This window comes from Aquitalea magnusonii, assembly GCF_003202035.1.
In the GTDB taxonomy this organism is placed as follows: Bacteria; Pseudomonadota; Gammaproteobacteria; order Burkholderiales; family Chromobacteriaceae; genus Aquitalea; species Aquitalea magnusonii.
The window spans coordinates 186,246-211,429 of the sequence record NZ_QJKC01000007.1; the positions used below are offsets into that span (position 1 = coordinate 186,246).

Below are 25,184 nucleotides of genomic sequence, written 5' to 3' on the forward strand. Positions count from 1 at the left end.
CAAACGGCTTGCCCGCTACCAGAAAATACTGAATGATGCTGTCTGGGTTAACTTGAGAACATCGCCATGATCGTCACCCCGGAACAACTGGCGGCCTTTACCGCCGCCGCCATGCTGATCACCCTTTCCCCCGGCCCGGATAATCTGATGGTGCTGAGCCTGGGCATTGCCAAAGGCCGTCGCCAGGGCATGGCCTTTGGCCTGGGCTGTGCCCTGGGTTGCCTGACACATACCGTGCTGGCTGCCATCGGCGTCAGCGCGCTGATCGCCGCCTCGCCCCTCGCCTTCGGCCTGCTGAAAATTGCTGGCGGCGCGTATCTGGTGTATCTGGGCTGGCATGCCATCCGCAGCCGTGGCAGCCGGCTGCAGGCAGCGGATGGTGCGGCAGATGGCACACCGCTGGCGGCGCACTTTCGCAAAGGCCTGCTGGCCAATGCCATCAACCCCAAGGTGGTGCTGTTTTTCCTGGCCTTCCTGCCGCAGTTCGTCAATCCGGCACAGGGCCACAGCGGCTGGCAGATCGCCATTCTGGGCCTGATCTTTACCGCGCAGGCTGCGCTGCTGTTTGGCAGCCTGGGCTACTTTGCCGGAGCCATCGGCAGCTGGCTTAACCGCACGCCCAAGGCCAGCCAGTGGCTGGACCGTATTGCCGGCGGCGTCTTCATCGCACTGGGCCTGCGGCTGATGCTGGCACCGACGCGCTAAGCGGGCGCCTGACCGGCACCATGCAAAACGGGTTGGCCATGGCCAACCCGTTGCTGTTTTTCCCTGCCGGCTTATTTCAGCACCAGGAATTCCACCAGCACGTTCTTGAAGATAAAGCCGAACACACCGAAACCCAGCACCAGAAACAGGATGGCCGTCCCCATCTTGCCGGCCTGCGATTTCTTGCCAAGGTCCCAGATGATGAAACCCATGAAAATGATCAGCCCTGACAGACATACGGCCATGGAAATATCGGTAAATTGATCTTCAGACACCCAGACATTCCTTCATTGTTGCGGCTGCGCGGTGCAGCCGGCGCTTGAATCGCCGCGGCAGTGACCGGGCCATCCCGGACGAAGCCACTACGATACGCCGCATCCCCTGGCAGCTCAACTTTTACACACAGGCCAGCAACTGCTGCCAACGAAAAAGCCGCCCGCAGGCGGCTGTTTCAGCAGGCGGACAATCAGCCGCGCTTGAGTTTGGCGTTGGCAGCAATGCGCATGCGCAGGGCATTGAGGCGGATGAAGCCAGCCGCGTCGGCATGGTTGTAAGCGCCGCCGTCTTCGTCGAAGGTGGCGATGTTCGGGTCGAACAGCGAGTCGGTCTTGGATTCGCGGCCCACCACGATGACATTGCCCTTGTACAGCTTCAGGCGTACCCAGCCATTGACGGTGGCTTGCGAAGCGTCGATCAGGCCTTGCAGCATCTGACGCTCCGGGCTCCACCAGTAGCCGGTGTAGATCAGCTTGGCGTACTTGGGCATCAGCTCATCCTTCAGGTGGGCCACTTCGCGGTCCAGCGTGATGGATTCGATGGCGCGATGGCCCTTCAGCATGATGGTGCCGCCCGGGGTTTCGTAGCAGCCACGGGACTTCATGCCCACGTAACGGTTTTCCACGATGTCCAGACGACCGATGCCGTGCTTGCCGCCCAGACGGTTCAGCTCGGTCAGCACCTGGGCCGGGGTCATGGCCACGCCATTGATGGCGGTGATGTCACCCTTTTCGTAGCTCAGCTCGATGTATTCGGCCTGGTCCGGGGCATTTTCCGGGCTGACCGTCCACAGCCACATATCTTCTTCCGGCTCGGCCGCCGGGTTTTCCAGCACGGTGCCTTCGTAGGAGATGTGCAGCAGGTTGGCATCCATTGAGTACGGGCTGCCACCGTTCTTTTTCTTGCTGATGTCGATACCGTGCTTTTCAGCGTAGGCCAGCAGCTTTTCACGGGACAGCAGGTCCCATTCGCGCCACGGTGCAATCACCTTGACGTCCGGCTTCAGGGCGTAATAGCCCAGCTCGAAACGCACCTGGTCGTTACCCTTGCCGGTGGCACCGTGCGATACCGCATCACCGCCCACTGCGTTGGCGATTTCGATCTGGCGCTTGGAGATCAGCGGACGGGCGATGGAGGTACCCAGCAGGTACTCGCCTTCGTAGATGGCATTGGCACGGAACATCGGGTAAACGTAGTCGCGCACGAATTCTTCGCGCAGGTCTTCGATAAAGATGTTTTCCGGCTTGATACCCAGCGCGATGGCTTTCTTGCGGGCCGGTTCCACTTCCTCACCCTGGCCGATATCGGCGGTGAAGGTGACCACTTCACAGTGATAAACGTCTTGCAGCCATTTCAGGATGACGGAGGTATCCAGGCCACCGGAGTAGGCCAGCACTACTTTTTTGATGTCAGACATGATGCGTTTTCTTTCCAGCGAATCTAGTGGGTTGTCCTGCAGCTTCAGTCGTATTGATGACCAAGCAGCAGATATTCGATCAGGGCTTTCTGGGCATGCATGCGGTTTTCCGCCTCGTCCCATACCACGCTTTGCGGGCCGTCGATGACCTCGGCGGTCACTTCCTCGCCACGGTGGGCCGGCAGACAGTGCATGAACAATGCATCCGGCTTGGCATGCTTCATCAGCTCGGCATTCACCTGATAGCTGGCGAATGCTTCCAGACGGGCAGCACTCTCTGCCTCGTAGCCCATGCTGGTGAACACGTCGGTGGTCACCAGGTCGGCACCTTCCACCGCCTTGACGGCACTGTGGGTGGGTTCGAAATGTTCGGGACCATAATGCTCGCCATCCAGCACGGTCAGCTCATAGCCTACCGGAGTGGCCACCTTCAGCTTGAAACCAAGAATCTTGGCCGCCTGCAGCCAGGTGCGACAGACATTGTTGCCGTCACCAATCCAGGCCACGGTCTTGCCCTTGATCGAGCCACGATGCTCGATGAAGGTGAAGATGTCGGCCAGGATCTGGCAAGGGTGGTATTCATTGGTCAGGCCGTTGATGACCGGCACCTTGGAATGCGCGGCCAGACGCTCTACCAGCGATTGCTCGAAGGTACGGATCATGATGATGTCGCTCATGCGCGACAGCACCCGTGCCGTGTCTTCGATCGGCTCGCCGCGCCCCAGCTGCGAGGTCTTGGTGTCCAGGAACATGGCATGGCCACCCAGCTGTGCCATGCCGGCTTCAAAAGAGACCCGGGTACGGGTGGAATTCTTCTCGAAGATCATGGACATTACGCGGCCAAGCAGCGGCTGATACAGCTGTTTTTCGCTGTGTCGTCGCTTCAGTACCTTGGCACGCTCGAAGATGTGGCGATACTCCTCGTGGTTCAGGTCGCTGAATTGCAGGTAATGTCCTACTGGCTTCATGGGTAAGATTTCCAAAAAAAAAGGCCATCACGCATAGAACACGGTGTGTGTCTTCATGCGCAATGGCACATTACTACACGCTGGTCTCAAGTCAGTTAACTGGTGTCGCAATCCCGTAGCAAACGGATGCAAAATTTACATATTTGCGACAATTGTTATATTTATCGGAATTTGGCCGTTCTGACAAGCTCTCAGCTGAACAACAATCTGTCAGGCAAATGCGATAACTCCCTATCTTTCAGCACTCTGACATACATTTCCCCACCATCTTCCGCCAATCCATGCGTTTCTATGGACTTTTGTGTCTTTTGCAGACGCGCCAGGTATGACAGGATACTGTCGTCAATCAGCTGCCCCGGCACCAGCACCGGGATGCCGGGCGGGTAAGGCACGATCTGGTCACAGCACACCCGGCCATTCAGCTCGGCATTGGGGCGGCCATCATCATCCAGCAAGGGGAGCCGTTCGCCCGCCTCATAGAAGGCATCACGCGGCAGGCAGGCCAGCCGGGAAAAACGCGGGATTTCCGGCATGCGCCCCAGCGCACGCGGCGGCCGTTTCTCCTTGGCCAGGCGCAGCAGCGCATCGTACAGCCGCGACACCTTGCTGCGCGTGGTGCCCATGGTCAACAGCAAGGTAATGGTGCTGAAGGTCGATTTTTCCACCTGGATGTTATAGCGCTCGAACAGCGCGTGTTGCAGCTCGTCGGTGGTAAATCCGGACTGGGTGATGTCGACGGTCAGCTTGGTGGGGTCCAGCCGGATGCCATCCTCACGGATATCCTCTGGCAGCAGGTCTTCCAGCTCCAGTACGCGGAAAGCGCCGGTGGAGTTGATCTTGTCGCGCAATTCCTCGGCCAGTTTCAGGGTACGGTCGAGCAAGCGATAGCCCTCGGTCACCGCCTGCTTGCGCGCCACATCCAGGCTGGCAATCAGGTTGTATTGCGGGCTGGTGGAGGTATGCATATTGAAGTTTTCCCGGAACAGATGCTCGTCAAAACCGGGATCATTCACATGAATCATGCTGGCCTGCGAGAAGGCCGACAGAATCTTGTGCGTGCTTTGCGTGACATAGTCGGCACCGGACTCCAGCGCCGTCGGGCGGAATGCCGGATGGAAGCGGGCAAAGCCATACCAGGCTTCATCCACGATTACCTTGATGCCCTTCTCGTGCGCGGCCTCGATGATGGGCACCAGGTCGTAGCGCAGACCATCATAGGTGCAGGATGTCAGGATCAGCACCCGCGCATCCGGATTGGCCTCGATGGCGGCAAAAATGGTGGCCTTGGGGACCGGCCCGAAAATGCCGTACTGGCGATTGATGGAGGAGTCCAGATACACCGGCAAGGCACCGGACAAAATCACCCCGTGATGGACTGATTTGTGACAATTGCGATCCAGCAGCAGCTTGTCGCCCGGCGCCAGCAAGGTCTGGAAAATCACCTTGTTGGAGGTGGAGGTGCCATTGGTGGCGAAATAGGTTTTGCGCGCACCAAAAGCCTTGGCCGCCAGTTTTTGCGACTCGGCAATCACCCCGGTCGGGTGCAGCAGCGAATCCAGCATCGGCACGGAAACCGACAAGTCAGCACGCAGCATGTTCTCGCCGACAAAATCGTAAAAATCCCCTACCCACGGACTGCCCTTGAGCGAATCGCCACCGGCATGGCCCGGCGTGTGCCAGGAATCCTTGGCCATGCGCACATACTGTTTGAGCTTGTCGTAAAACGGCGTGGCCGATTTTTCCGCCAGTTCGGCAGTCAGGATGCGGAACCAGCCGTTGTAATCGGTTTCGTCACGGTAAAAATAACCATCCACCGCATGACTGGCCAGACTCTCCACCAGCACTCTTTCATCGTCATCCACCAGCAATACATAGAGCGACAGCTCGGGACGAAAGTCGCTGATCTGGTTGGCCAGCTGGACCGCAGCCTGACTGATGCCCTTTTCCTGCAACTGCTTGTCCACCAGCACGGCCTGGATATCGCCGTCGCGGCGTATCACATCCATGGCCTCCTTCAGGCGCGCCGCGCCGACAAAGGTCAAACCGTAGGGATTCTCCAGACGCACGGCCACGGCCCCCAGCCCGGCCAGCACATCGGCCTGCCACTTTGCATCATCGCTTACCACCAGAACGCGGCTAACGGGTGTCATGAACTGATTTCTCCTGTGTGTAGAACGCTGCGTACTTTATTGTCTGTCTGTCCATGCGTACGCGTTGAGAGCCGGCACGGCCAATCTGTCACCATCCGTTTTCCCGGATTTGCGGCGATGCTGGCTGGCTCTCTGGCTGAATTGTTTTTTGGCTATCGTATCCACAAGCTGAGCAGCGCGTCATTTTGCAAAGCAGCATTTGCGCACAGACGAAAAATCGTGACGCTTTAGCCGCAAGCACGGCACTGGCTTGCGGTACAATCGCGCCATGCTGAACGATGCTGAAAAAGACGCCATCCGCGATCACTACCGCACCATTGCCGACAACCTGCCCGGCTTCCGACCACGCGCGGCCCAGCGCCGCATGCTGGCGGAAATCGCCAATGCCTTGTCGCGCAGCCTGGACAAACAGGGTGATGCCTACCCCAATCGTGAAGGCGAAAGCATCGCCGTGATCGAAGGCCCGACCGGTGTCGGCAAAAGCCTGGCCTACCTGCTGGCCGGCGGCGTGATGGCGCGCTCGCGCGGCAAGAAGCTGGTGGTGACCAGCGCCACCGTCGCCCTGCAGGAGCAACTGGTCAATCGCGACCTGCCCTTCGTGGTGGAAAACAGTGGCCTGCCGCTGACCTTTGCCCTGGCCAAGGGCCGTGGCCGTTATCTGTGCCCGCAACGCATCTACGCCCTCACCGCAGAAAACGCCCAGGGGCAACTGCTGGCACCCGACCCCATGCTGGCACTGTGGGACCGCAAGCCACAGGCCGGAGAAATCGAAGCCCTGCGCAGCATGGCGGACGAGTTTTACTACCGCCGCTGGAATGGCGATCGCGACACCTGGAAAGACATCATCGAAGACAGCCTGTGGAGCCGCGTCACCAACGACCGCCACGGCTGCCTGAAAGCCGCCTGCCCCAATCGCCCGGAATGTCCGTTCTACCTGGCACGCGACACCCTGGAAACCGTCGACGTCATCGTGGCCAACCACGACCTGATGCTGGCCGATGTCTCCATGGGTGGCGGCGTCATCCTGCCTGCGCCGGAAGACAGCTATTACTGCATTGACGAGGCACACCATCTGGCCAAAAAGGCCATCAACCAGTTCTCGGCCGAACACTCGCTGGCGCAGGCCATGGGCTGGCTGGACAAGGTTGCGCCTACGGCCGCCCGTGTGGAAACCCTGACCGGCAAGGTGGAAATCACCACCCAGGCCATGGATGCCGCCAGCGCTTGCATGGAAACGCTCAATGAATGGCTATGGCTGCTCAGTGGTGAAGAAGCCCTCAGCGCCAGCAGCGAAAACATGGAGCCTACCTGGCTGATGGACGATGGTCAGCTGCCGGAACGCCTGCAAGAACCCGCCCGCAATATGGCGCTTGCCGCCCGCGCCATCTTCAAGCATCTGGCGGCACTGAACGATGCCCTGACCGAAGCGCGCAAGGAAAAAGGCAGCGACACCACCCAGATTGACAAGGCTGCCGCTGACATCGGCTTTCTCAATGGCCGCGCCGAGCAATTGATGGCGGTGTGGGATTTGTTCGAGAAAGAAACCGACGAAGCCTCCCCCCCCATCGCCAAATGGATCACCCGGCGCACCGAGGGCAAGGGCGACTATCTGTTCTCCGCCTCGCCGGTCAGTGCCGCCGCCAGTCTGGCGGCCACCCTGTGGCGTCGTGCGGCGGGCGCCGTACTGACTTCCGCCACGCTGCGTTCGCTGGGTGCTTTTGATTTGCTGCTGTCGCAAACCGGGCTCAAGTGGCTGCCACAAGTCAGTTGCGTGGCGCTGGACTCACCATTCAATTTCACCGAGCAGGGTGAACTCTATTTGCCGCCCATGCTGGCCAGCCCGAAAGACCCGCAAGGCCATACCCGTGAAATCGTCGAGTGGCTGCCCAAACTGGTCGATACCGGCGAAGCGGTCGGCACCCTGGTGCTGTTTTCCTCGCGCAAGCAAATGCAGGATGTTGCTGCAGCACTGCCGGAAACCCTGCGCAGCCAATTACTGATCCAGGGGGAAATTCCCAAATCCGTCTTGCTGGAAACCCATCACAACAGGCTGCAGCAAGGTCAGGCCAGTGTGATTTTCGGCCTGGACTCCTTCTCGGAAGGTCTGGACCTGCCAGGTGAAAGCTGCGTGCACGTCATCATTGCCAAGCTGCCCTTTGCCATGCCGGACGACCCGGTGGGCAAGACCCTGTCACGCTGGATTGAAAAACGCGGCGGCAATCCCTTTGTGGAACTCACCGTGCCGGAGGCCTCCATCAAGCTGATCCAGGCCGTGGGCCGACTGATCCGCACCGAGCGCGACTATGGTCGCGTCACCATTCTGGACAACCGCCTGCTGAAACAAAGTTACGGAAAAAAACTACTTGCCTCGCTACCGCCATTCAAGCGCATTTGATTTTCGGGTAAAATTGCGGGTAAACCCGCTATTGCCCTGCATCAAAGACAGTCCAAAACAACAACACTGTCTTTGCTATAGATAAATACAGAGACCACACCTTAAAAGCACACTCCGGTTCATCACCATGATCTGTAATCCATATGAAGTAGTCATCCAGGGGCTGACCTCCGAAGGTCGCACTTTCCGTCCCAGCGACTGGGCAGAACGCCTGGCAGGCATTCTGGCCTCCTTTGGCGGCGACCAGAAGCTGTCCTACCACGCCTATGTTCGCCCCATGCTGCTGGAAGGCGTGCGCTGCGTCGCCGTCGACAAAAAGCTGCAAAAGATCGATCCGCAGGTTTTTCAGTTCCTGATGGACTTTGCCAAAGACAATGACTTGCGCATTGTTGATTGTCGGACACTAATCGACGAGGTTTATCCGAACAAGTTTTTAGCGTAAAAACAACACATCGCTTTTTTCCCGCAGAGCTTTGCATCTTTTCTGCAACATCCGCGTCACATTTTGTGGTTAAACTTCGACAGTACTGAGGTGCTGGACGGCTCAAGCATAGAGTTTCGCCACAACCAGTACGCATAACGAAACACAAAACCCCTGATGGAGCACTGATGATGCAAAAGAAAAGCCTAGCCGCACTGGTTGCAACCCTGTTCGCCGTTCCGTTCGCCGCTCACGCCGATGTAACCATCTACGGTTTCATCAGCAGCAGCATTGAGTCCACCAAAGCCACTGGCGCTACTAACCCTAACCAACCTGACTACAAATCCCGTACTCGTATCGTCGATGACAACTCCCGCATCGGCTTCAAGGGTTTTGAAGATCTGGGCAATGGCACCAAGGCCGTATGGCAGGTTGAGCAAAGCCTGAAATACTTTGAACAAGGCGGCACTAACGATATTGGCCAAACCGCTACCTTCGCCACCCGTAACTCCTTTGTTGGCCTGGATAATTCCAATGCTGGCAAAGTGATCCTGGGCTACAACGACTCTGTTTACAAGTCCATGACCAACATCGGTCTGAACTTGTTCGGCGACAGCACTGCTGAGAACAACGGTGCCTCCAACGTTTACAGCCGCGGCGAAGCCCGTCTGAAAAATTCGGTTCACTACTTCTCGCCGAACTGGTCCGGCTTCCAGGTTGGTGCGTCTTATGGTGTTGATGAAACCCGTAAAAATGGCACCAATGCATCGCGCATCTCTCTTGCTGGTAACTACACCAATGGTGGTCTGCAAGTTGCCCTCGGTTGGGATCGTACCAATGACACAGGCATTGCGCTGAACTCTTTCCAAAACTCGGCGTACACAACAGGTGCTTTGAGTGGCGCCAATATCACTTACACCAAATTGGCTACCAGCTACAAATTTGCGACGGGTACATTTGTAGGTGCTGGTTACGAGTTTGGTCGCTTGGACCAGTCCACAGCTGGGGCAGCATCTCTGAAGCAAGACGACTGGACAATTTCCCTTGGTCAAGATTATGGCGCAGCTACATTTAAAATTGAGTACAGCTCGCTGGGTCGCCTGAAAGGTGCAACCGCAGGCACAGAGGATGACTATAAAGCTCACCAATGGGCACTTGGTCTGGATTACAACCTGTCCAAGACCACCAAGCTGTTCAGCTACTACACCAAGATCACAAATAAGGGCAAGCAAGAGGCAAACTTTGCTAACACCCCGGTTTACACCAGTACAGCACAAACCTCTAGCGGCACTACTTACGGCGTATTGTCCCAAGGTGTCGACCCGCAAGCCTTCGGTGTTGGTCTGAAAGTTGCGTTCTAAGCTGCATACCGCTTAGCAACAAACTGCAAAACGGGCATCCACATGGATGCCCGTTTTTTCATCATTTGCTAGAATGGAACATTGCCGCACACACCAAGACCACCACAATGAGCGTTGAACTGAAAACAGCCGCCGATATCGAGAAAATGCGTATCGCCGGCAAGCTGGCCTCCGAAGTACTCGACTACATCACCCCCTTTGTCAAACCGGGCGTGACCACCGAAGCCATCGACAAGCTGTGTCATGACTACATGGTCAATGTGCAAGGCTGCATTCCGGCCCCGCTGAACTACGCCCCGGATGGCCACAACCCCTACCCCAAGTCCATCTGCACCTCGATCAACAGCGTGGTGTGTCATGGCATCCCCAATGACAAGCCGCTGAAAAACGGCGACATCATGAATATCGACATCACCGTGATCAAGGATGGCTACCACGGCGACACCAGCCGCATGTTCTTTGTCGGCGAAGTCAGCGAACATGCCCGTCGCCTGTGCAAGATCACCTACGAATGCATGTGGCGCGGTATTGAAAAGGTCAAGCCGGGCGCCACGCTGGGCGATATCGGCTACGCCGTCCAACAATACGCGGAAAGCAACGGCTACAGCGTGGTGCAGGAATTCTGCGGCCATGGCATTGGCAAACGCTTCCACGAAGAACCGCAGGTGTTGCACTACGGTCGCCCGGGCACCGGACTGGAACTGCAAGCTGGCATGATTTTCACCATCGAGCCCATGATCAATCAGGGCAAGCGTCACCTGCGCATGATGGCTGACGGCTGGACCGTGGCCACCAAGGACCGCAGTCTGTCTGCACAATGGGAACACACCATTCTGGTAACCGAAACCGGGTATGAGGTTCTGACCCAGTCAGCCGGCACCCCGGCCAAACCAGCCAGCCGCTGAGTTTTGTTAGCAATACCACAGTAAACACCCGCTGATAGCGGGTGTTTTTCATGTAAATGCTGGTTAAGGCCAGCAACAGGGCCTATAGTAACTGCATGATCCGACAGCAATTCAAGCGAGCTCGACATGCTTACCATCGGTAGCAATCTCTCTGCACTCAATGCACAGACTCAACTGGACAAATCGCATAAGAAGACAGAACAGACGCTGGCTGAACTGTCTTCCGGCACCCAGCTGAGCAGTGCCGCCGTCAATGCAGCCAATACCGCCCTGTCACAATCACTGGAAGCACAAGTACGCGGAGACAACCAGGCCAGCAACAATGCGCTGGATGGCATTTCCCTGGTGCAGACTGCGGACGGTGCACTAAGCCAGCTACAGGACAATAGCCAGCAATTGCAGGATCTGGCGATTCAGGCCGGTGACGCTGCCCTGAGCAGCAGCAATCGTCAATCATTGCAACAACAGGCCGATCAGCTGACCCAAAGCAACTCGGCCATCATCCAGAACACCCAGTACAACGGCACCCCCTTGCTGAGCAGTAATAATGCCCTGCAATTCCAGATTGGCCCTGATGGCAACAGCAGCAACCAGATCAGCGTAAACACCACAGACCTGAGTGCCAGCCCCGCCAGTGGCGGTCTGCACAGCTACAATGCCAATCTGAATGCCACCGGCACCATCGACCTTTCCAACCCGGCCAGCGCCTTGGCCGCGCAGAGTCATATCCAGACGGATCTGAATACCATCAGCAGCTCACGCACCCAGCTTGGGGCAAGCAGCAACCAGTTCACCGCAGCCATCAATAATCTGCAGAACTCCGCGCTGAATGCGCAGGCCGCCAACAGTCGCATCAGCGATACCGACTATGCCGCCGCAACGGCACAACTGGTGCAGCAACAGCTACTTGGCCAGGCTGCGCTGGCCATCCAGGGGCAGGCCAATATCTCGCAGCGCAGTGCACTCAGCCTGCTCGGCTAAGTCAGGCAACTTTATCGCGCGGCAGCACTCCAAGTTTCAGCAAACAACCGGTAGCAAGGCTAACCGACCCGCACAGGATGACCTCTGTCATCCTGTGTTTTTTATTGATGAACAAGGAGTAAAACCATGCCGACCCAACCGGCCATTATCGTTTCCAGCCTGGACTATGAAAGGCTGGCCGCCTGGATGGAGCGACTTCCCGCACAGGACAAGGCAACCCTGGCGGCACTGGAAGCAGAACTGGAACGCGCAGAGGTGGTAGACCCGGAAAACATCCCGGCCGGCATCATCACCATGAACAGCACGGCACGGGTGCGCATCGAACAAAGCGGCGAAGAAAAACTGCTGACGCTGGTCTACCCCAATCAGGCGGATGGCACTGCTGGCCACGTATCGGTACTGGCCCCGGTCGGCGCGGCTCTGCTAGGTCTGGCAGAAGGCCAGAGCATAGACTGGCCCACACTGGCAGGCCAGACCAGGCTGACGGTGCTGGAAGTGACCTACCAGCCGGAAGCGGCCGGCGATCTGCATCGCTAATCAAAAACAGCCAGTCAAAAGACTGGCTGTTTTCATGTCGGCAGAACCGGCTTACCAGCAGCGCTGAATCATCTGCGCCAGCTTGATCAGCTTACCGTGAAAGAAATGTCCGGCTCCCGGAAACACCAGCACCGGCAAATCCTGCGGCCGAGCCCAGTCCAACACGGCAGACAGCGGGATGACCTCATCCTCCTCACCATGAATGACCAGGGTGTCATTCGGCACGGCCGGCGTGGGGATGGCATACTTGCCCACGGCAACACCCATCAGCAGCAGCTTGTCGGCCTCGATCACGGCGCGGACTCTGGCCGCCACAAAACCACCAAACGAGAAACCGGCCAAGGCCAGCGGCAAATCACCCTGCTGCGCCCGCGCATGCGCCACCACGGCCAGTACATCATCCACCTCACCCAGGCCATGGTCATGCTGGCCTTCGCTGGCCCCTACACCACGCAGGTTGGGGCAATAGCAGACGTAGCCCAGCTGGGATAGCGCCTTGGCAGCAGTTTGCACCACCTTGTTGGTATTGGTGCCACCTTGCAGCGGGTTGGGATGGCAGATCACTGCAATGCCACTGGCCTGGCCTGACGGCGACACCACGATGGTTTCCAGCGCACCGGCAGGCCCGGCGATGAGCAGCTTGTTTTGCGCCTTCAGCATCAGACTTTCAGCCTTTCCACAATGCGTCCCGCCACCATATGCTCATCGATGATTTCGTCGATATCCTCGCGGTCGACAAAGGTGTACCAGGTCTCTTGCGGGTAGACCACCATGACCGGCCCTTGGTCACAGCGCCCCAGGCAGCCCGCCTTGTTGACACGGATCCTGCCGTCACCAGCCAGGCCCAGCGCCTTGATCCGGTCTTTCATATAGGCCAGCAACTCGCTGGAGCTATGATTATTGCAACAATCCTCACCCGCAGCGCGCTGATTGCAGCAGACAAAAACATGCTTGTCGAAAAAACTCATGAGTTTCCTTTCCCTGGCAGGCCAGACAGCAGCGGGCACCGCACGCTGCCATCCCACCGCTTAACCATCACTATCCGCCCAGCCACTGATACCCAGCGTGGCGGCATTTTCAAACTTGGCATGCTTGCCGACAAAGGCCAGTCGCACGGCACCGGTGGGGCCGTTACGATGCTTGCCGATAATCGCCTCGGCCATGCCTTTCACCTCGGCATTTTCCGGGTTGTAATACTCTTCGCGGTACATGAAGATGATGATGTCAGCATCCTGCTCGATGGCACCGGATTCGCGCAGGTCGGACATCATCGGCCGCTTGTTGGGACGCTGCTCCACCGCCCGCGACAGCTGCGACAGCGCGATCACCGGCACTTGCAGCTCTTTGGCCAGACCTTTCAGGCCACGCGAAATTTCACCCAGCTCGGCCGTACGGTTGTCGCCACGCCCAGAGCCCGACATCAGCTGCAGATAGTCGATCACGATCAGACCGAGCTTGCCACCATGCTGGCGTGCCAGACGCCGTGCCCGTGCACGCAGCTCCAGCGCCGTCAATGCCGGGGTTTCGTCGATATACATCGGCGCCTCGGAGAGCTTGCCAATCGCGTAGGTGAGCTTTTGCCAGTCCTCGTCACCCAGCTTGCCGGTACGCAGCACATGCTGATCCAGCCGCCCTACCGAGCCAAGCATACGCATCACCAGCTGTGCCCCGCCCATTTCCATGGAGAATACCGCCACGGGGGCCTTGTACTCGACCGCGACATGCTCGGCGATATTCATGGAGAAGGCGGTTTTACCCATGGACGGCCGGCCGGCCACAATCACCAGATCTCCTGGCTGCAGGCCGGAGGTCTTGGCATCCAGGTCGATAAAACCGGTGGGAATGCCGGTTACTTCGTCCGGATTGTCACGGCTGTACAGCATGTCGATACGTTCGACCACTTCCTTCAGCAGGCCGGGCATTTCCAGAAAGCCCTGCTTGGACTTGGCGGTGGACTCGGCAATCTGGAACACCTTGCCCTCGGCTTCATCCAGCAACTGGGCCGCATCGCGCCCTTGCGGCGCATAGGCCGACTCGGCAATTTCCGCCCCAACCACCGCCAGCTGGCGCATGATGGAGCGCTCACGCACAATCTCGGCGTAGCGGCGGATATTGGCGGCCGACGGCGTATTCTGCGCCAGCGTGGCCAGATAAGACAGGCCCCCGATGTCGGCCAGCTCGGCATTCTTGTCCAGCACCTCGGACACCGTCACCACATCGGCCGGACGGCCCAACTCGATCAGACGGGCAATGTGCTTGAAAATCAGTTTGTGGTCATGCCGATAAAAATCGGCCTCCGATACCACATCGGCAATCTTGTCAAAGGCGCCGTTATCCAGCATCAGGCCACCCAGCACCGACTGCTCAGCTTCGGTCGAGTGCGGCGGGGTGCGCAGGGACGCCATGGCGCCGTCAAAATTTTCGTACTGTTCGGTCATGGAGACTCAATGAAATGTGCTACAGGCTACAGCAGGGAATCAGATGGCAATTCTAGCAGTTTTTACCTGCCACATAGCCGGATGACCACGCCCACTGAAAGTTATACCCACCCAGCCAGCCGGTAACATCCACCACCTCGCCGATAAAATACAAACCGGGCACCTCCCTTGCCTCCATGGTCTTGGAGGACAGGGCCTTGGTGGACACGCCACCACGCGTGACTTCCGCCTTCTTGTAACCCTGGGTGCCATTGGGCTTGATACGCCAGTGGTGCAGCTGTTCGGCCAGTTGCAACCGTTTCTTCGGCGTCAGCTCCTTCAGCCGTACAGGGCAGCCCTGCCGCGCCAGCCAGGCCTCGGCAAAACGCTTGGGCCAGCCCAGCTCTGCCAGCGCATTGCTGAGCAGTTGCTCACTACCCTGCCGCTCCTCCAGAAATGCCAGCGCATCACAATCGGGCAGCAGATTGAGCACCACCTCCATGCCCGGCTCCCAATAGGAAGAAATCTGCAAAATGGCTGGCCCGGACAGCCCCTTGTGGGTGAACAGCACCTGCTCACGGAAGCGCCCCTTGCCGGCCCGCACCTCCACATCCAGCGACACCCCGGCCAGGGGAGCAAAGGCTGCCGCATCGTCAACATGAAAGGTCAATGGCACCAGCGCTGGGCTCAAACCAGTCACCGGTAGACCGAACTGTTCGGCAATGCGATAACCCAGTGGCGAAGCACCAATTTGCGGAATGGACAAACCGCCGGTCGCCACTACCAGCGACCTTGCCTCAAAGCATCCCAAGGAAGTATCCAGTACAAAGCCACCCGCAGCGCCGCTGCTGACCGTCTTCACGGTCACGCCCATGCGCCGCTCCACTCCACCCTGGGTACATTCTGCATCCAGCATGTCGATGATTTGCTGGCTGGAATCATCACAGAACAGCTGGCCCAGTTTTTTCTCGTGGTAAGCAATGCCGTGCTTTTCCACCAACGCCAGAAAATCACGCGGGCCGAACTGCGCCAATGCCGAGCGGCAAAAATGGGCATTTTCTGATAGATAACACTCGGGCCGGGCCGCATTATTGGTGAAGTTACAGCGACCGCCACCAGAGATGCGGATTTTCTCCGCCAGCTTTTCGGCATGATCCAGCAACAAAACCTGCCGTCCATTCTGGCCCGCGACAGCGGCACACATCATGCCGGCGGCTCCGGCACCCAGCACGATGACGTCAAATGACTTATTCATTTTCTTACTTTACTTATTTAGTCAACTATTGGCGATTAACAGGCGATTCCAGTACACTTGGGCATACCGCATCCCACTAGATTCGGCTTACGCAATTCTGCAAGCCCAATTCTCAACAAGGAGAGCATGATGGAACACAAACTGCCGGAACTGCCATACGCACTGGATGCGCTGGCCCCCCACATCTCCAAGGAAACCCTGGAATATCACTACGGCAAGCATCATCAGACCTACGTCACCAACCTGAACAACCTGATCAAGGGTAGCGAGTTCGAAAACGCTTCGCTGGAAGAAATCGTCAAGAAATCTTCCGGTGGCATTTTCAATAACGCCGCCCAGGTATGGAACCACAACTTCTACTGGTTCGGCCTGGCACCCAATGCCGGTGGCGAACCGACCGGCGCGCTGGCTGATGCCATCAACGCCAAATGGGGTTCCTTTGAAGAGTTCAAGAAGGCCTTTACCCAGACTGCCATTGGCACCTTCGGCTCCGGCTGGGCCTGGCTGGTCAAGAACAGCGACGGCTCGCTGGATCTGGTTTCCACCAGCAACGCCGCCACTCCGCTGACCACCGACAAGACCCCGCTGCTGACCTGTGATGTATGGGAGCACGCCTACTACATCGACTACCGCAACAGCCGTCCGAACTACCTGGACAGCTTCTGGAAGCTGGTGAACTGGGATTTTGCTGCCAAGAACTTCGCTGCCTAAGCAGACTTGAGTTCTGAACAAGGGCCTAACGGCCCTTTTTTATTGTCCGGCACCAGCGCGACAAACAAAAAAAGCCGACCATAAGGTCGGCTTTTTCGTAAGCCAATTACTGCTCGCTCTGATCATTCAGCTGTTGCTTACCCATCTTAATCGGATATTTCTGGCGCAAGGTCTCCAGATAGCTACCAAGCTGATTACGCGCCGACATTTGTTCCATCGCCGCGGCCAGCTGGGCTCGCTCCGCATCATTCACCGGGGCTCCAGCAGCAACGCTGGCAATCTGATAGATGGCATAGTCACCGTTGTCGTGCTTGCTACCCGCAAAGGCCGGCAGCGGGCTGGCCGCCACGGCGAATACTGCCCGCACATCAGCAGTCGGCAGCGCCCCCGGGTTACGACGCGAAACAGCCTGCAGCTCACCCCACTTGGGCGCATCCACCGCCTTGCCTGCCTTCAGCTGTGCCAGCAAGGCCTGACCTTGTTTCTCGGCCAGCTTGGCACCTTCGGTCGCAATCAGTTCAGCCTTGATCTGCTCACGAACTTCGGCCAATGTTTGCTGGCGTGCCGGCTGATGATCAGCCACGCGCACTACCAGCAGGTTGCCGCCACCGATATCCACCGGTTCGCTGTTGTGCTTCTTTTTCAGTACATCATCACTGAAAGCAGCATCCAGTACCTTGGCATTGGCCAGGGCCGGATCGGCAGGTTTCTTGTCACGGGACAACCAGTCGGAATGCTTGATCTCCAGCTTCAGCGCATCCTGCACACCCTTGAGCGAGTCAGCCTGCTGGTAAGCCACTTCGGCCAGCTTGTCCGACATGCTGCGCAATTGGCCTGCGGCCTTCTGCTGCTTGAGCTTGGCTTCAACCGCGCTTTTCACTGCAGCGAAATCGGGCTGTTTGATCTCGTCCAGCTTGATGATGTGATAGCCGAATTCGGTTTCCACCACCTCGCTGATCTTGCCCGGCTGCATGCGGAACACCACATCATCAAACGGCTTCACCATCACGCCATGCGCGAAAAAGCCCAGATCGCCACCATTGGCTGCCGAGCCAGGGTCCTGCGACTTGGCCTTGGCAATGTCAGCAAACTTGGACGGATCGGCACGCAATTGCTTGAGCAAGGCTTCTGCTTCTGCCTTGACCTTGGCCTTGTCAGCCGGCTTGGCATCCTTGGGAACAGTCAGCAGGATGTGCGAGGCGCGGCGTTCTTCTCCCGCCAGTTCGGCCTTGTGCTGTTCGTAATACTGCTTGACCTCGGCGTCGCTCACCGCCAGGCCAGCAGCCACCGCTTGCGGCGATAGCACGACGTAGTCGAGCTTGACCGCTTCCGCACTGCGGAAACGCTTGGCATTGGCATCGTAAAATGCCTGCAGCGCCTTGTCATCGGTCTTCACCTGGGCGGCAAAATCGGCGGGCTTGAGCAAGAGCAGGCGAACCTGGCGCTCTTCAGCCATCAGACTGCCCAGACGCTCCACCATGCTGCGCGAAACAAAGCCGGTACCGGCAAAATTGTTGATCTGGTTTTGCAACATGATGTCGCGGCTGATCTTGGCTTCAAAAGCCTCAGGCGACATATTGCGCGCGGCAAGGAATTCCTTGTAGCGCGCCGCACTGAACTGGCCGTTTTCCTGCAACTCCGTGATGCCGGCAATCACCTTGCGCAATTGCTCAGGCGTGACCACGGCTCCGCCATCGTGCGCGGCGGCCAGCAGCAGGTTCTGGCGGATCAGGTCGTCCATGGCTTGCTGGCGGGTTGCCGCATCGCTGGGCTGCCCTTCCAGAAGCCGGTCCAGATCACGCTTGTAGATCTTGGCCGAGCCAACCTTGGCCAGATAAGGATCTTCCACGGCTGAGGAGTAGCTACCCACACCAAAGCCGACAAAAGTCAGCGCTACCGCACCCAGAATGACTTGAATGGCAATTTTATTATTCTGAACAAAATCGAACATGGCGATATCGGCGCAAGCCACCCCATTGGTAAAAAAAAAGGTGAACGACTGAATACGTTCACCTTTTCTGTAGATTCTGGCGGAGTGGACGGGACTCGAACCCGCGACCCCCGGCGTGACAGGCCGGTATTCTAACCAACTGAACTACCACTCCAAACTGTGGTGGGCGTTGACGGAGTCGAACCGCCGACATTCTGCTTGTAAGGCAGACGCTCTACCAACTGAGCTAAACGCCCGCTATAAAACCTCGCCGTTATCGCTAACGACAAGGTTGCAAATTATAGCGCGTCTTTCAGTGCTTTGCCAGCACGGAACTTCGGAGAACGTGCAGCCGGGATCTTGATGGTTTCGCCAGTCTTCGGGTTGCGACCGCTGCGTTCAGCGCGCTCGCCAACATAGAATGTACCAAAACCTACCAAAGTCACGGTATCGCCCTTTTTCAGAGCATCGGTAACAGCGGCAACCATACCATCCAGTGCCTTGGCAGCTGCAGCTTTGGAAATATCGGCTTCAGCGGCGATTGCATCAATCAGTTCAGACTTGTTCACGTAAGTCCCCTTTCGTCGTTCTTCGGTCTACGTAATTCGGATAAAAACCGCTTGCTTTATAGCAAGGCTAAAATCCTTGTGTCAAGCGGCTTCCAGCGGAATATTGCCATTTCGCAAACCCTGCTGGAAAGCGCTAGCGGCCCGGTAAATTCACTACTGCTGCAACATACTGATTTTAATGCGTCATTACGGATACACCGGCCGCACCTTCCGGCGCAGGGTGCAACTCGTCCGGCTTGGCTTCTTCAGGCAAAGGCTCCGGCTGGCGTTCCAGCGCCAGAGCCAGCACCTCGTCGATCCACTTCACAGGATGAATTTCCAGCTTCTGCTTGATGTTGGCGGGAATGTCCACCAGATCCTTGGCATTGCCATGCGGGATAATCACATGCTTGATTCCGCCGCGATGCGCAGCAAGCAGTTTTTCCTTCAGGCCGCCAATCGGCAGAACCTCGCCGCGCAGGGTGATTTCACCCGTCATGGCAACGTCAGAGCGTACCGGAATTCCCGCCAGAACGGAAACTATCGCGGTCGTCATGGCGATCCCTGCACTCGGTCCATCCTTGGGTGTCGCACCCTCCGGCACATGTATGTGCATGTCATGTTTTTCATGGAAATCGGCTTTGATTCCCAAAGTGCGCGAACGACTGCGCACCACACTCATTGCCGCAGTAATCGACTCCTGCATCACCTCACCCAGCTGACCGGTGCGGATGATATTGCCCTTGCCCGGCAGCGACACGGCTTCGATGGTCAGCAATTCGCCACCCACCTCGGTCCACGCCAGCCCGGTCACCTGGCCGATACGGTTTTCCTGCTCGGCCACGCCGTAATCAAAACGGTGCACACCCAGGTACTTGTCCAGGTTCTTGGCAGTAACCGTGACCTTGGCCGCCTTGTTCTTGCCCAGCAAGGTAGAGGTCACCACTTTGCGGCAGATCTTAGCAATTTCGCGATCCAGGCTACGCACACCAGCTTCACGGGTGTAGTAACGCACGATGTCACGCAGCGCCGATTCCTGCAGCACCAGCTCACCCTCCTGCACGCCATTCGCCTTGATCTGCTTGGGCACCAGGTATTTCAGGGCAATATTGACCTTTTCGTCTTCGGTGTAACCGGCCAGACGAATGATTTCCATCCGGTCCAGCAAGGCATGCGGGATGTTCAGCGAATTGGCGGTAGCCACGAACATGACATCCGACAGGTCGTACTCTACCTCGGCATAGTGATCGACAAAGGAGTGATTCTGCTCCGGATCCAGCACTTCCAGCAAGGCGGATGACGGGTCGCCGCGGAAATCGGCCCCCATCTTGTCTACCTCATCCAACAGGAACAGCGGATTCTTCACACCGACCTTGCTCATGTTCTGCAAGACCTTGCCGGGCATGGAGCCGATATAGGTGCGACGATGACCGCGAATTTCCGATTCGTCACGCACGCCACCCAGTGCCATGCGCACGAACTTGCGGTTGGTGGCACGGGCGATGGACTGCCCCAGGGAGGTCTTACCCACCCCCGGCGGCCCGACCAGGCAGAGAATCGGCGCCTTGAGCTTGTCCACGCGCTGCTGCACCGCCAGATACTCGAGAATGCGTTCCTTGACCTTTTCCAGGCCAAAGTGATCCTCATCCAGCACTGCCTCGGCATTACCAACATCCTTGTTGATCTTGGTTTTCTTCTTCCAGGGCAGTTCGAGCAAGGTGTCGATGTAATTGCGCACCACAGTGGCTTCCGCCGACATCGGCGACATCATCTTGAGCTTTTTCAGCTCGGCACTGACCTTGTCCTTGGCTTCCTTGGGCATGCCGGCCAGGCGTATTTTCTTTTCCAGCTCGTCCAGGTCGCTGACTTCATCAATATCACCCAGCTCTTTCTGGATGGCCTTGACCTGTTCGTTCAGGTAGTACTCGCGCTGGCTCTTTTCCATCTGGCGCTTGACGCGGCCGCGGATGCGCTTTTCCACCTGCAGAATGTCGATCTCGCCCTCCAGCTGGGACAGCAGGTGTTCCAGACGCGCGCGCACGTCGAACATCTCCAGCACTTCCTGCTTTTGTTCCAGCTTGAGCGGCAGATGCGCCACGATGGTGTCGGCCATGCGGCCGGCACGCTCGATACCGGCCAGCGAGGTCATGACCTCGGGCGGGATCTTCTTGTTGAGTTTGACGTATTGTTCAAACTGCGCCAGCAGGGCACGACGCATGGCTTCGGACTCGGTGGAGTCTTCGCCATCCGCGGCCAGCGGCGTGATGGTGCCGACAAAGCAGCCACCATCTTCAGCCACCTGGCTGATCAGCGCTCGCTGGCGCCCTTCGACCAGGACCTTGACCGTGCCGTCAGGCAGCTTGAGCATTTGCAGGACAGAGGCAATGGTGCCGACGCCATACAGGTCGTCGGCCTCAGGTTCGTCCTTGGAAGCCGAGCGCTGGGCGACCAGCAGCACCTGCTTGCCTTCATCCATGGCGCTTTCCAGCGCACGGATCGACTTGGCTCTTCCGACAAACAGCGGAATGACCATGTGGGGGAAAACAACCACATCCCGAAGCGGGAGCAAGGGCAATGTGGTTTCTTCGCGGAGTTCTGCGGGTTGGGGCATATCACCTAACCTTGCGTACGTGAAACAATGCATGAAAGATGGGGCATGCACGCTGAAAATCAACACCCCATACTAAATCAGTTTGGCGACAACACAAAAGAAAAACCGCCCATGACGGGCGGTTTTCCATCACAGCCGAAAAGCTCAGGCCGACTGAACTTCGTCGCCCTTGTCGCGATAGATGAACAAAGGCTTCTCACCTTTTTCGATAACCTTTTCATCTACCACTACTTTTTCAACATTTTCCATGGACGGCAGTTCGTACATGGTGTCGAGCAGCACACGTTCGAGAATCGAACGCAGACCCCGTGCACCGGTCTTGCGGATCAGTGCCTGCTTGGCGATGACACGCAAGGCTGACGGACGGACTTCCAGCTCCACCGACTCCATCTGGAACAGGCGCTGGTATTGCTTGATCAGCGCATTCTTCGGCTGGGTCAGAATGGTGACCATGGCCTCTTCGTCCAGCTCTTCCAGCGTAGCCACCACCGGCAGACGGCCGATCAGTTCCGGAATCAGGCCGAAGCGGATCAGATCCTCCGGCTCGGCTTCCTTGAACAGGGCCGAGGTCGACTTGCTGTCATCCCGCGAACTGACTTCCGCACCGAAACCAATACCGCCCTTTTCCGAGCGACGACGGATGATCTTTTCCAGACCATCAAATGCGCCACCGCAAATGAACAGGATATTGGTGGTGTCAACCTGGATGAATTCCTGGTTGGGGTGCTTGCGCCCACCTTGCGGCGGAATGGAAGCCACCGTACCTTCGATCAGCTTGAGCAGTGCCTGCTGCACGCCTTCGCCCGACACGTCACGCGTGATGGACGGATTCTCCGACTTGCGCGAAATCTTGTCGATTTCATCGATGTAGACAATGCCGCGCTGCGCCTTTTCCACATCGTAGTCACATTTCTGCAGCAGCTTCTGGATGATGTGCTCGACATCTTCCCCCACATAACCGGCTTCGGTCAGCGTGGTGGCATCGGCAATCACAAAAGGCACATCCAGCAGCCGTGCCAGCGACTGTGCCAACAGGGTCTTGCCGGAGCCGGTAGGCCCCACCAGCAGGATGTTGCTCTTGGCCAGCTCGACTTCATCCTTGTCGCCCGCCGGGGTGTACAGCCGCTTGTAGTGGTTGTACACGGCAACGGACAGCGTCTTCTTGGCAAAATCCTGACCGATGATGTACTGGTCCAGATCCGCGCGAATTTCCTGCGGAGTGGGCAGTGCGGTGGCAGTGCCCGTGGCATCGCCGATTTCGCCAACCACCTTTTCCAGTTCTTCGCGAATGATGTCATTGCACAGCTCGACACATTCATTGCAGATAAAGACCTGGGGACCGGCGATCAGACGCTGGACTTCATGCTGGCTCTTGCCGCAGAAAGAGCAATACAGAAGTTTTTCGTTGCTGTTTTTATCAGCCATTAGCTAGTTCCACTGCTTACGCCGTGACATCCTTGCGGGAGGTCAGCACTTTATCAATCAGACCGTACTCGCGGGCTTCTTCGGCGGACATGAAATTGTCGCGCTCGGTATCTGCCTGCAGACGTTCCATGGTCTGGCCGGAATGCTTGGCCAGCAGCTCGTTCATCTTGCCCTTTACCTTCACCAGCTCGCGGGCATGGATTTCGATATCGGTCACCTGGCCGCTCAGACCACCACCATACAGCAGGGGCTGGTGAATCATCACGCGGCTATTGGTCAGGGCAAAACGCTTGCCCGGAGTCCCTGCCGACAGCAGGAAGGCCCCCATGCTGGCTGCCTGACCGATACACAGCGTGGAGATGTCCGGCTTGATGAAGTTCATCGTGTCGTAAATGGACATGCCCGCCGTAATCGAGCCACCTGGCGAATTGATGTAGAAGTAGATGTCCTTGTCCGGATTTTCCGACTCGAGGAACAGCATCTGCGCCACAACCAGGTTGGCCGATTCGTCGGTGACGGGCCCTACCAGGAACACGATACGCTCCTTCAGCAGTCGCGAGTAGATGTCATAAGCACGTTCGCCACGACCACTCTGCTCCACTACCATGGGCACCAGGCCCAGCCCTTGCGGTTCAATCATCGATTTCATCGACCAACTCCGTTTGTGTCGTTATCAGGCGTTGCTACCCATCAGGGCATCAAAGGACAATTCTTCTACTTCAACCTTGGCCTTGGACAGAACGAATTCCACCACATTGTCTTCCAGCACCATGGAGGTCGGGCCTTCCAGACGGTCGGCGCTGGCGTAGTACCAGGTCAGCACTTCTTCCGGATGCTCATAGCTGTCGGCGAATTCTTCGATCATCGCCTTCACTTGTTCCGGCTTGGCTTCCAGCTTGTTGGCGTCAACCACTTCAGCCAGGATCAGGCCCAGGGCCACGCGGCGTTCTGCTTGCTGGGCAAACAGTTCCGGCGGGAAAGGCATGTCTTTGACATTCATGCCACGTTGCTGCATGTCACGCTGTGCCTGCTCGATCAGACGGCCGATTTCCAGCTGCACCAGTGCCTTGGGCAGGGTGATTTCGGTGGCATCCAGCAGGGTCTGCATTACGGCTTCCTTGGTGCGGGCCTGCAGACGGCGCTTCACTTCACGCTCGACGTTCTTGCGAATTTCGGCGCGCATTTTTTCCACGTCGCCATCGGCAATGCCCAGCTGCTTGGCGAACTCTTCGTTCACTTCCGGCAGGGTCGCTTCGGCAACATTCTTCACGGTGATTTCGAAGACGGCGGTTTTGCCGGCAACGTCCTTGCCATGGTAGTCAGCCGGGAAGGAGACTTCCACGTTCTTGACTTCGCCTTCCTTCATGCCGGTCACGCCGGTTTCGAAGTCGGCCAGCATCTGGCCCTGGCCCAATACAAAGGGGAAGTTCTCGGAGGAACCACCATCGAACAGCACGCCATCGATGCTGCCCTTGAAGTCGATGATCACACGGTCGCCTTCGGCGGCAGCGCGCTCAACACGGTTGTAACGGGTACGCTGCTTGCGCAGGATGTCGATGGTCTTGTCGATTTCGACATCGGTCACCGGGGTGGTCGGCTTTTTGACTTCCTTGTCGGCCAGCTCGCCAACCTTGACTTCCGGGTAAACCTCGAAGGTCGCGGCAAACTTGAAATTCTCGACATCGCCTTCGGCCGCTACCGGCTCGAAACGCGGATAGCCGGCAACACGCAGCTTCTGTTCGCTGACTGCACTGTAAAAACCTTGCTGAACCTGCTCACCCAGCACTTCTTCGCGTACCTGGGCACCGTAGTTTGCTTCAACGATTTTCAGCGGAGCCTTGCCCGGGCGGAAACCTTGAATCTTGGCAGTACGTGCCACGCGCTTCAGGCGCTCGGTGACTTGGGCATCAATGGCAGCCATCGGCAGAGCGATGTTCATGCGGCGCTCAAGATTGCTCAACGTTTCCAGTTGTACTTGCATGTTCAATCCTTAACTAGTCATCTGAATACGAGTTCGGCCTTTGCGCGAACATTTCGTATTTTGGAAAACAGGTGAAACCCTTGGGAGGCTTCGGCTCTATATGGGGCCACAAGCCCCGGCTACAAGTGCAAGCCCTGCTGTGCGCGCGCAGCAACGATCAGGCCCGCATCCCATTGCGAAAACGCGCAGT

General features: G+C 57.6%; 22 protein-coding genes and 2 tRNA genes. 8 read left to right on the plus strand and 16 right to left on the minus strand.

Translation table 11 applies throughout. The features are described 5' to 3' along the window. Positions 1-66: 66 nt before the first annotated feature. Positions 67-705, plus strand: a complete 639-nt coding sequence (locus DFR38_RS09505; protein WP_059285368.1) for a LysE family translocator — start codon at positions 67-69, stop codon at positions 703-705. A 71-nt stretch (positions 706-776) separates the two neighbouring features. Here the strand turns inward: DFR38_RS09505 and DFR38_RS09510 are convergent, their stop codons facing one another. From DFR38_RS09510 to DFR38_RS09525, 4 genes are all read right to left on the minus strand, one after another. Further along, complete coding sequence (locus DFR38_RS09510) at positions 777-950, minus strand: DUF2788 domain-containing protein (RefSeq protein ID WP_181836620.1); 174 nt, start codon at positions 948-950, stop codon at positions 777-779. A 221-nt stretch (positions 951-1,171) separates the two neighbouring features. After that, positions 1,172-2,398, minus strand: a complete 1,227-nt coding sequence (locus DFR38_RS09515; RefSeq protein ID WP_059285370.1) for an argininosuccinate synthase — start codon at positions 2,396-2,398, stop codon at positions 1,172-1,174. A gap of 44 nt (positions 2,399-2,442) precedes the next feature. Further along, the gene (gene argF / locus DFR38_RS09520; RefSeq protein ID WP_110313326.1) at positions 2,443-3,366 is read right to left on the minus strand and encodes an ornithine carbamoyltransferase; all 924 of its coding nucleotides are present in this window, start codon (positions 3,364-3,366) and stop codon (positions 2,443-2,445) included. Positions 3,367-3,557: 191 nt separating this feature from the next. Further along, positions 3,558-5,516 (minus strand): aminotransferase class I/II-fold pyridoxal phosphate-dependent enzyme, encoded by a 1,959-nt coding sequence (locus DFR38_RS09525; RefSeq protein ID WP_059285372.1) that lies wholly within the window; start codon positions 5,514-5,516, stop codon positions 3,558-3,560. A gap of 268 nt (positions 5,517-5,784) precedes the next feature. Between DFR38_RS09525 and dinG the strand changes: the two genes are divergently transcribed. From dinG to rnk, 6 genes are all read left to right on the plus strand, one after another. Continuing rightward, entirely contained in the window at positions 5,785-7,911 is a 2,127-nt protein-coding gene (gene dinG / locus DFR38_RS09530) for an ATP-dependent DNA helicase DinG (RefSeq protein ID WP_059285373.1), read from the plus strand. Between the two features lie 127 nt (positions 7,912-8,038). Further along, positions 8,039-8,353, plus strand: coding sequence for a DUF3579 domain-containing protein (locus tag DFR38_RS09535; RefSeq protein WP_059285374.1), 315 nt, complete (start codon positions 8,039-8,041; stop codon positions 8,351-8,353). A 167-nt stretch (positions 8,354-8,520) separates the two neighbouring features. Further along, positions 8,521-9,693 carry a porin gene (locus DFR38_RS09540; protein ID WP_059285375.1) on the plus strand — a complete coding sequence of 391 codons (1,173 nt, stop codon included), beginning with the start codon at positions 8,521-8,523 and terminating at the stop codon, positions 9,691-9,693. A gap of 107 nt (positions 9,694-9,800) precedes the next feature. Then, entirely contained in the window at positions 9,801-10,598 is a 798-nt protein-coding gene (gene map / locus DFR38_RS09545) for a type I methionyl aminopeptidase (protein WP_059285376.1), read from the plus strand. A gap of 126 nt (positions 10,599-10,724) precedes the next feature. After that, positions 10,725-11,579, plus strand: a complete 855-nt coding sequence (locus DFR38_RS09550; RefSeq protein WP_059285377.1) for a flagellin N-terminal helical domain-containing protein — start codon at positions 10,725-10,727, stop codon at positions 11,577-11,579. 126 nt (positions 11,580-11,705) lie between these two features. Further along, positions 11,706-12,116, plus strand: coding sequence for a nucleoside diphosphate kinase regulator (gene rnk, locus DFR38_RS09555; protein WP_059285378.1), 411 nt, complete (start codon positions 11,706-11,708; stop codon positions 12,114-12,116). A 51-nt stretch (positions 12,117-12,167) separates the two neighbouring features. On the opposite strand, the gene DFR38_RS09560 is transcribed toward rnk, so the two are convergent. From DFR38_RS09560 to DFR38_RS09575, 4 genes are read right to left on the minus strand one after another with little or no spacing between them, the layout of a single operon-like run. After that, positions 12,168-12,776, minus strand: a complete 609-nt coding sequence (locus DFR38_RS09560; RefSeq protein ID WP_059285379.1) for an alpha/beta hydrolase — start codon at positions 12,774-12,776, stop codon at positions 12,168-12,170. Beyond that, a complete protein-coding gene (locus tag DFR38_RS09565) occupies positions 12,776-13,084 on the minus strand; it encodes a (2Fe-2S) ferredoxin domain-containing protein (RefSeq protein ID WP_059285380.1) in 309 nt (102 codons plus the stop codon). Before DFR38_RS09565 ends, DFR38_RS09560 begins: the two co-directional genes overlap by 1 nt. A 60-nt stretch (positions 13,085-13,144) precedes the next feature. Next, positions 13,145-14,554 carry a replicative DNA helicase gene (gene dnaB, locus DFR38_RS09570; protein WP_110313327.1) on the minus strand — a complete coding sequence of 470 codons (1,410 nt, stop codon included), beginning with the start codon at positions 14,552-14,554 and terminating at the stop codon, positions 13,145-13,147. A gap of 52 nt (positions 14,555-14,606) precedes the next feature. Further along, positions 14,607-15,788, minus strand: a complete 1,182-nt coding sequence (locus DFR38_RS09575; RefSeq protein ID WP_059285381.1) for a BaiN/RdsA family NAD(P)/FAD-dependent oxidoreductase — start codon at positions 15,786-15,788, stop codon at positions 14,607-14,609. 129 nt (positions 15,789-15,917) lie between these two features. Here DFR38_RS09575 and sodB point away from each other — a divergent pair, with 129 nt between their 5' ends. Next, positions 15,918-16,499 carry a superoxide dismutase [Fe] gene (gene sodB, locus DFR38_RS09580; protein WP_059285394.1) on the plus strand — a complete coding sequence of 194 codons (582 nt, stop codon included), beginning with the start codon at positions 15,918-15,920 and terminating at the stop codon, positions 16,497-16,499. A gap of 106 nt (positions 16,500-16,605) precedes the next feature. Here sodB and DFR38_RS09585 read toward each other — a convergent pair whose 3' ends face one another. The 8 genes from DFR38_RS09585 to tig all read right to left on the minus strand — a co-directional run bounded on the left by DFR38_RS09585 (position 16,606) and on the right by tig (position 24,994). Further along, on the minus strand, positions 16,606-18,450 hold the full coding sequence (locus DFR38_RS09585) for a SurA N-terminal domain-containing protein (RefSeq protein ID WP_059285395.1): 1,845 nt from the start codon (positions 18,448-18,450) through the stop codon (positions 16,606-16,608). A gap of 77 nt (positions 18,451-18,527) precedes the next feature. Further along, positions 18,528-18,604 (minus strand) — tRNA-Asp (locus tag DFR38_RS09590). Between the two features lie 6 nt (positions 18,605-18,610). Then, positions 18,611-18,686: transfer RNA gene (locus tag DFR38_RS09595), tRNA-Val, on the minus strand. 42 nt (positions 18,687-18,728) lie between these two features. Further along, positions 18,729-18,998: an HU family DNA-binding protein gene (locus tag DFR38_RS09600; protein ID WP_043572292.1), complete on the minus strand. Its 270-nt coding sequence runs from the start codon at positions 18,996-18,998 to the stop codon at positions 18,729-18,731. A 175-nt stretch (positions 18,999-19,173) separates the two neighbouring features. Further along, the gene (lon, locus tag DFR38_RS09605) at positions 19,174-21,588 is read right to left on the minus strand and encodes an endopeptidase La (protein ID WP_059285382.1); all 2,415 of its coding nucleotides are present in this window, start codon (positions 21,586-21,588) and stop codon (positions 19,174-19,176) included. 144 nt (positions 21,589-21,732) lie between these two features. Beyond that, positions 21,733-23,013: an ATP-dependent Clp protease ATP-binding subunit ClpX gene (gene clpX, locus DFR38_RS09610; RefSeq protein WP_059285383.1), complete on the minus strand. Its 1,281-nt coding sequence runs from the start codon at positions 23,011-23,013 to the stop codon at positions 21,733-21,735. Between the two features lie 16 nt (positions 23,014-23,029). Next, positions 23,030-23,662 carry an ATP-dependent Clp endopeptidase proteolytic subunit ClpP gene (clpP, locus tag DFR38_RS09615; RefSeq protein WP_059285384.1) on the minus strand — a complete coding sequence of 211 codons (633 nt, stop codon included), beginning with the start codon at positions 23,660-23,662 and terminating at the stop codon, positions 23,030-23,032. A 24-nt stretch (positions 23,663-23,686) separates the two neighbouring features. After that, on the minus strand, positions 23,687-24,994 hold the full coding sequence (gene tig / locus DFR38_RS09620; protein ID WP_059285385.1) for a trigger factor: 1,308 nt from the start codon (positions 24,992-24,994) through the stop codon (positions 23,687-23,689). Positions 24,995-25,184 lie beyond the last annotated feature (190 nt).

Bases quoted from the DNA above. Each gene is read 5' to 3' on its own strand.
- sodB (WP_059285394.1), top strand. From the start codon at position 15,918: ATGGAACACAAACTGCCGGAACTGCCATACGCACTGGATGCGCTGGCC.
- rnk (WP_059285378.1), top strand. From the start codon at position 11,706: ATGCCGACCCAACCGGCCATTATCGTTTCCAGCCTGGACTATGAAAGG.
- DFR38_RS09510 (WP_181836620.1), bottom strand. From the start codon at position 950: ATGGCCGTATGTCTGTCAGGGCTGATCATTTTCATGGGTTTCATCATC.
- DFR38_RS09505 (WP_059285368.1), top strand. From the start codon at position 67: ATGATCGTCACCCCGGAACAACTGGCGGCCTTTACCGCCGCCGCCATG.
- dinG (WP_059285373.1), top strand. From the start codon at position 5,785: ATGCTGAACGATGCTGAAAAAGACGCCATCCGCGATCACTACCGCACC.
- clpP (WP_059285384.1), bottom strand. From the start codon at position 23,662: ATGAAATCGATGATTGAACCGCAAGGGCTGGGCCTGGTGCCCATGGTA.
- argF (WP_110313326.1), bottom strand. From the start codon at position 3,366: ATGAAGCCAGTAGGACATTACCTGCAATTCAGCGACCTGAACCACGAG.
- DFR38_RS09560 (WP_059285379.1), bottom strand. From the start codon at position 12,776: ATGCTGAAGGCGCAAAACAAGCTGCTCATCGCCGGGCCTGCCGGTGCG.
- DFR38_RS09565 (WP_059285380.1), bottom strand. From the start codon at position 13,084: ATGAGTTTTTTCGACAAGCATGTTTTTGTCTGCTGCAATCAGCGCGCT.
- DFR38_RS09535 (WP_059285374.1), top strand. From the start codon at position 8,039: ATGATCTGTAATCCATATGAAGTAGTCATCCAGGGGCTGACCTCCGAA.
- clpX (WP_059285383.1), bottom strand. From the start codon at position 23,013: ATGGCTGATAAAAACAGCAACGAAAAACTTCTGTATTGCTCTTTCTGC.
- dnaB (WP_110313327.1), bottom strand. From the start codon at position 14,554: ATGACCGAACAGTACGAAAATTTTGACGGCGCCATGGCGTCCCTGCGC.
- lon (WP_059285382.1), bottom strand. From the start codon at position 21,588: ATGCCCCAACCCGCAGAACTCCGCGAAGAAACCACATTGCCCTTGCTC.
- DFR38_RS09515 (WP_059285370.1), bottom strand. From the start codon at position 2,398: ATGTCTGACATCAAAAAAGTAGTGCTGGCCTACTCCGGTGGCCTGGAT.
- DFR38_RS09540 (WP_059285375.1), top strand. From the start codon at position 8,521: ATGATGCAAAAGAAAAGCCTAGCCGCACTGGTTGCAACCCTGTTCGCC.
- DFR38_RS09585 (WP_059285395.1), bottom strand. From the start codon at position 18,450: ATGTTCGATTTTGTTCAGAATAATAAAATTGCCATTCAAGTCATTCTG.
- DFR38_RS09575 (WP_059285381.1), bottom strand. From the start codon at position 15,788: ATGAATAAGTCATTTGACGTCATCGTGCTGGGTGCCGGAGCCGCCGGC.
- tig (WP_059285385.1), bottom strand. From the start codon at position 24,994: ATGCAAGTACAACTGGAAACGTTGAGCAATCTTGAGCGCCGCATGAAC.
- DFR38_RS09550 (WP_059285377.1), top strand. From the start codon at position 10,725: ATGCTTACCATCGGTAGCAATCTCTCTGCACTCAATGCACAGACTCAA.
- map (WP_059285376.1), top strand. From the start codon at position 9,801: ATGAGCGTTGAACTGAAAACAGCCGCCGATATCGAGAAAATGCGTATC.
- DFR38_RS09525 (WP_059285372.1), bottom strand. From the start codon at position 5,516: ATGACACCCGTTAGCCGCGTTCTGGTGGTAAGCGATGATGCAAAGTGG.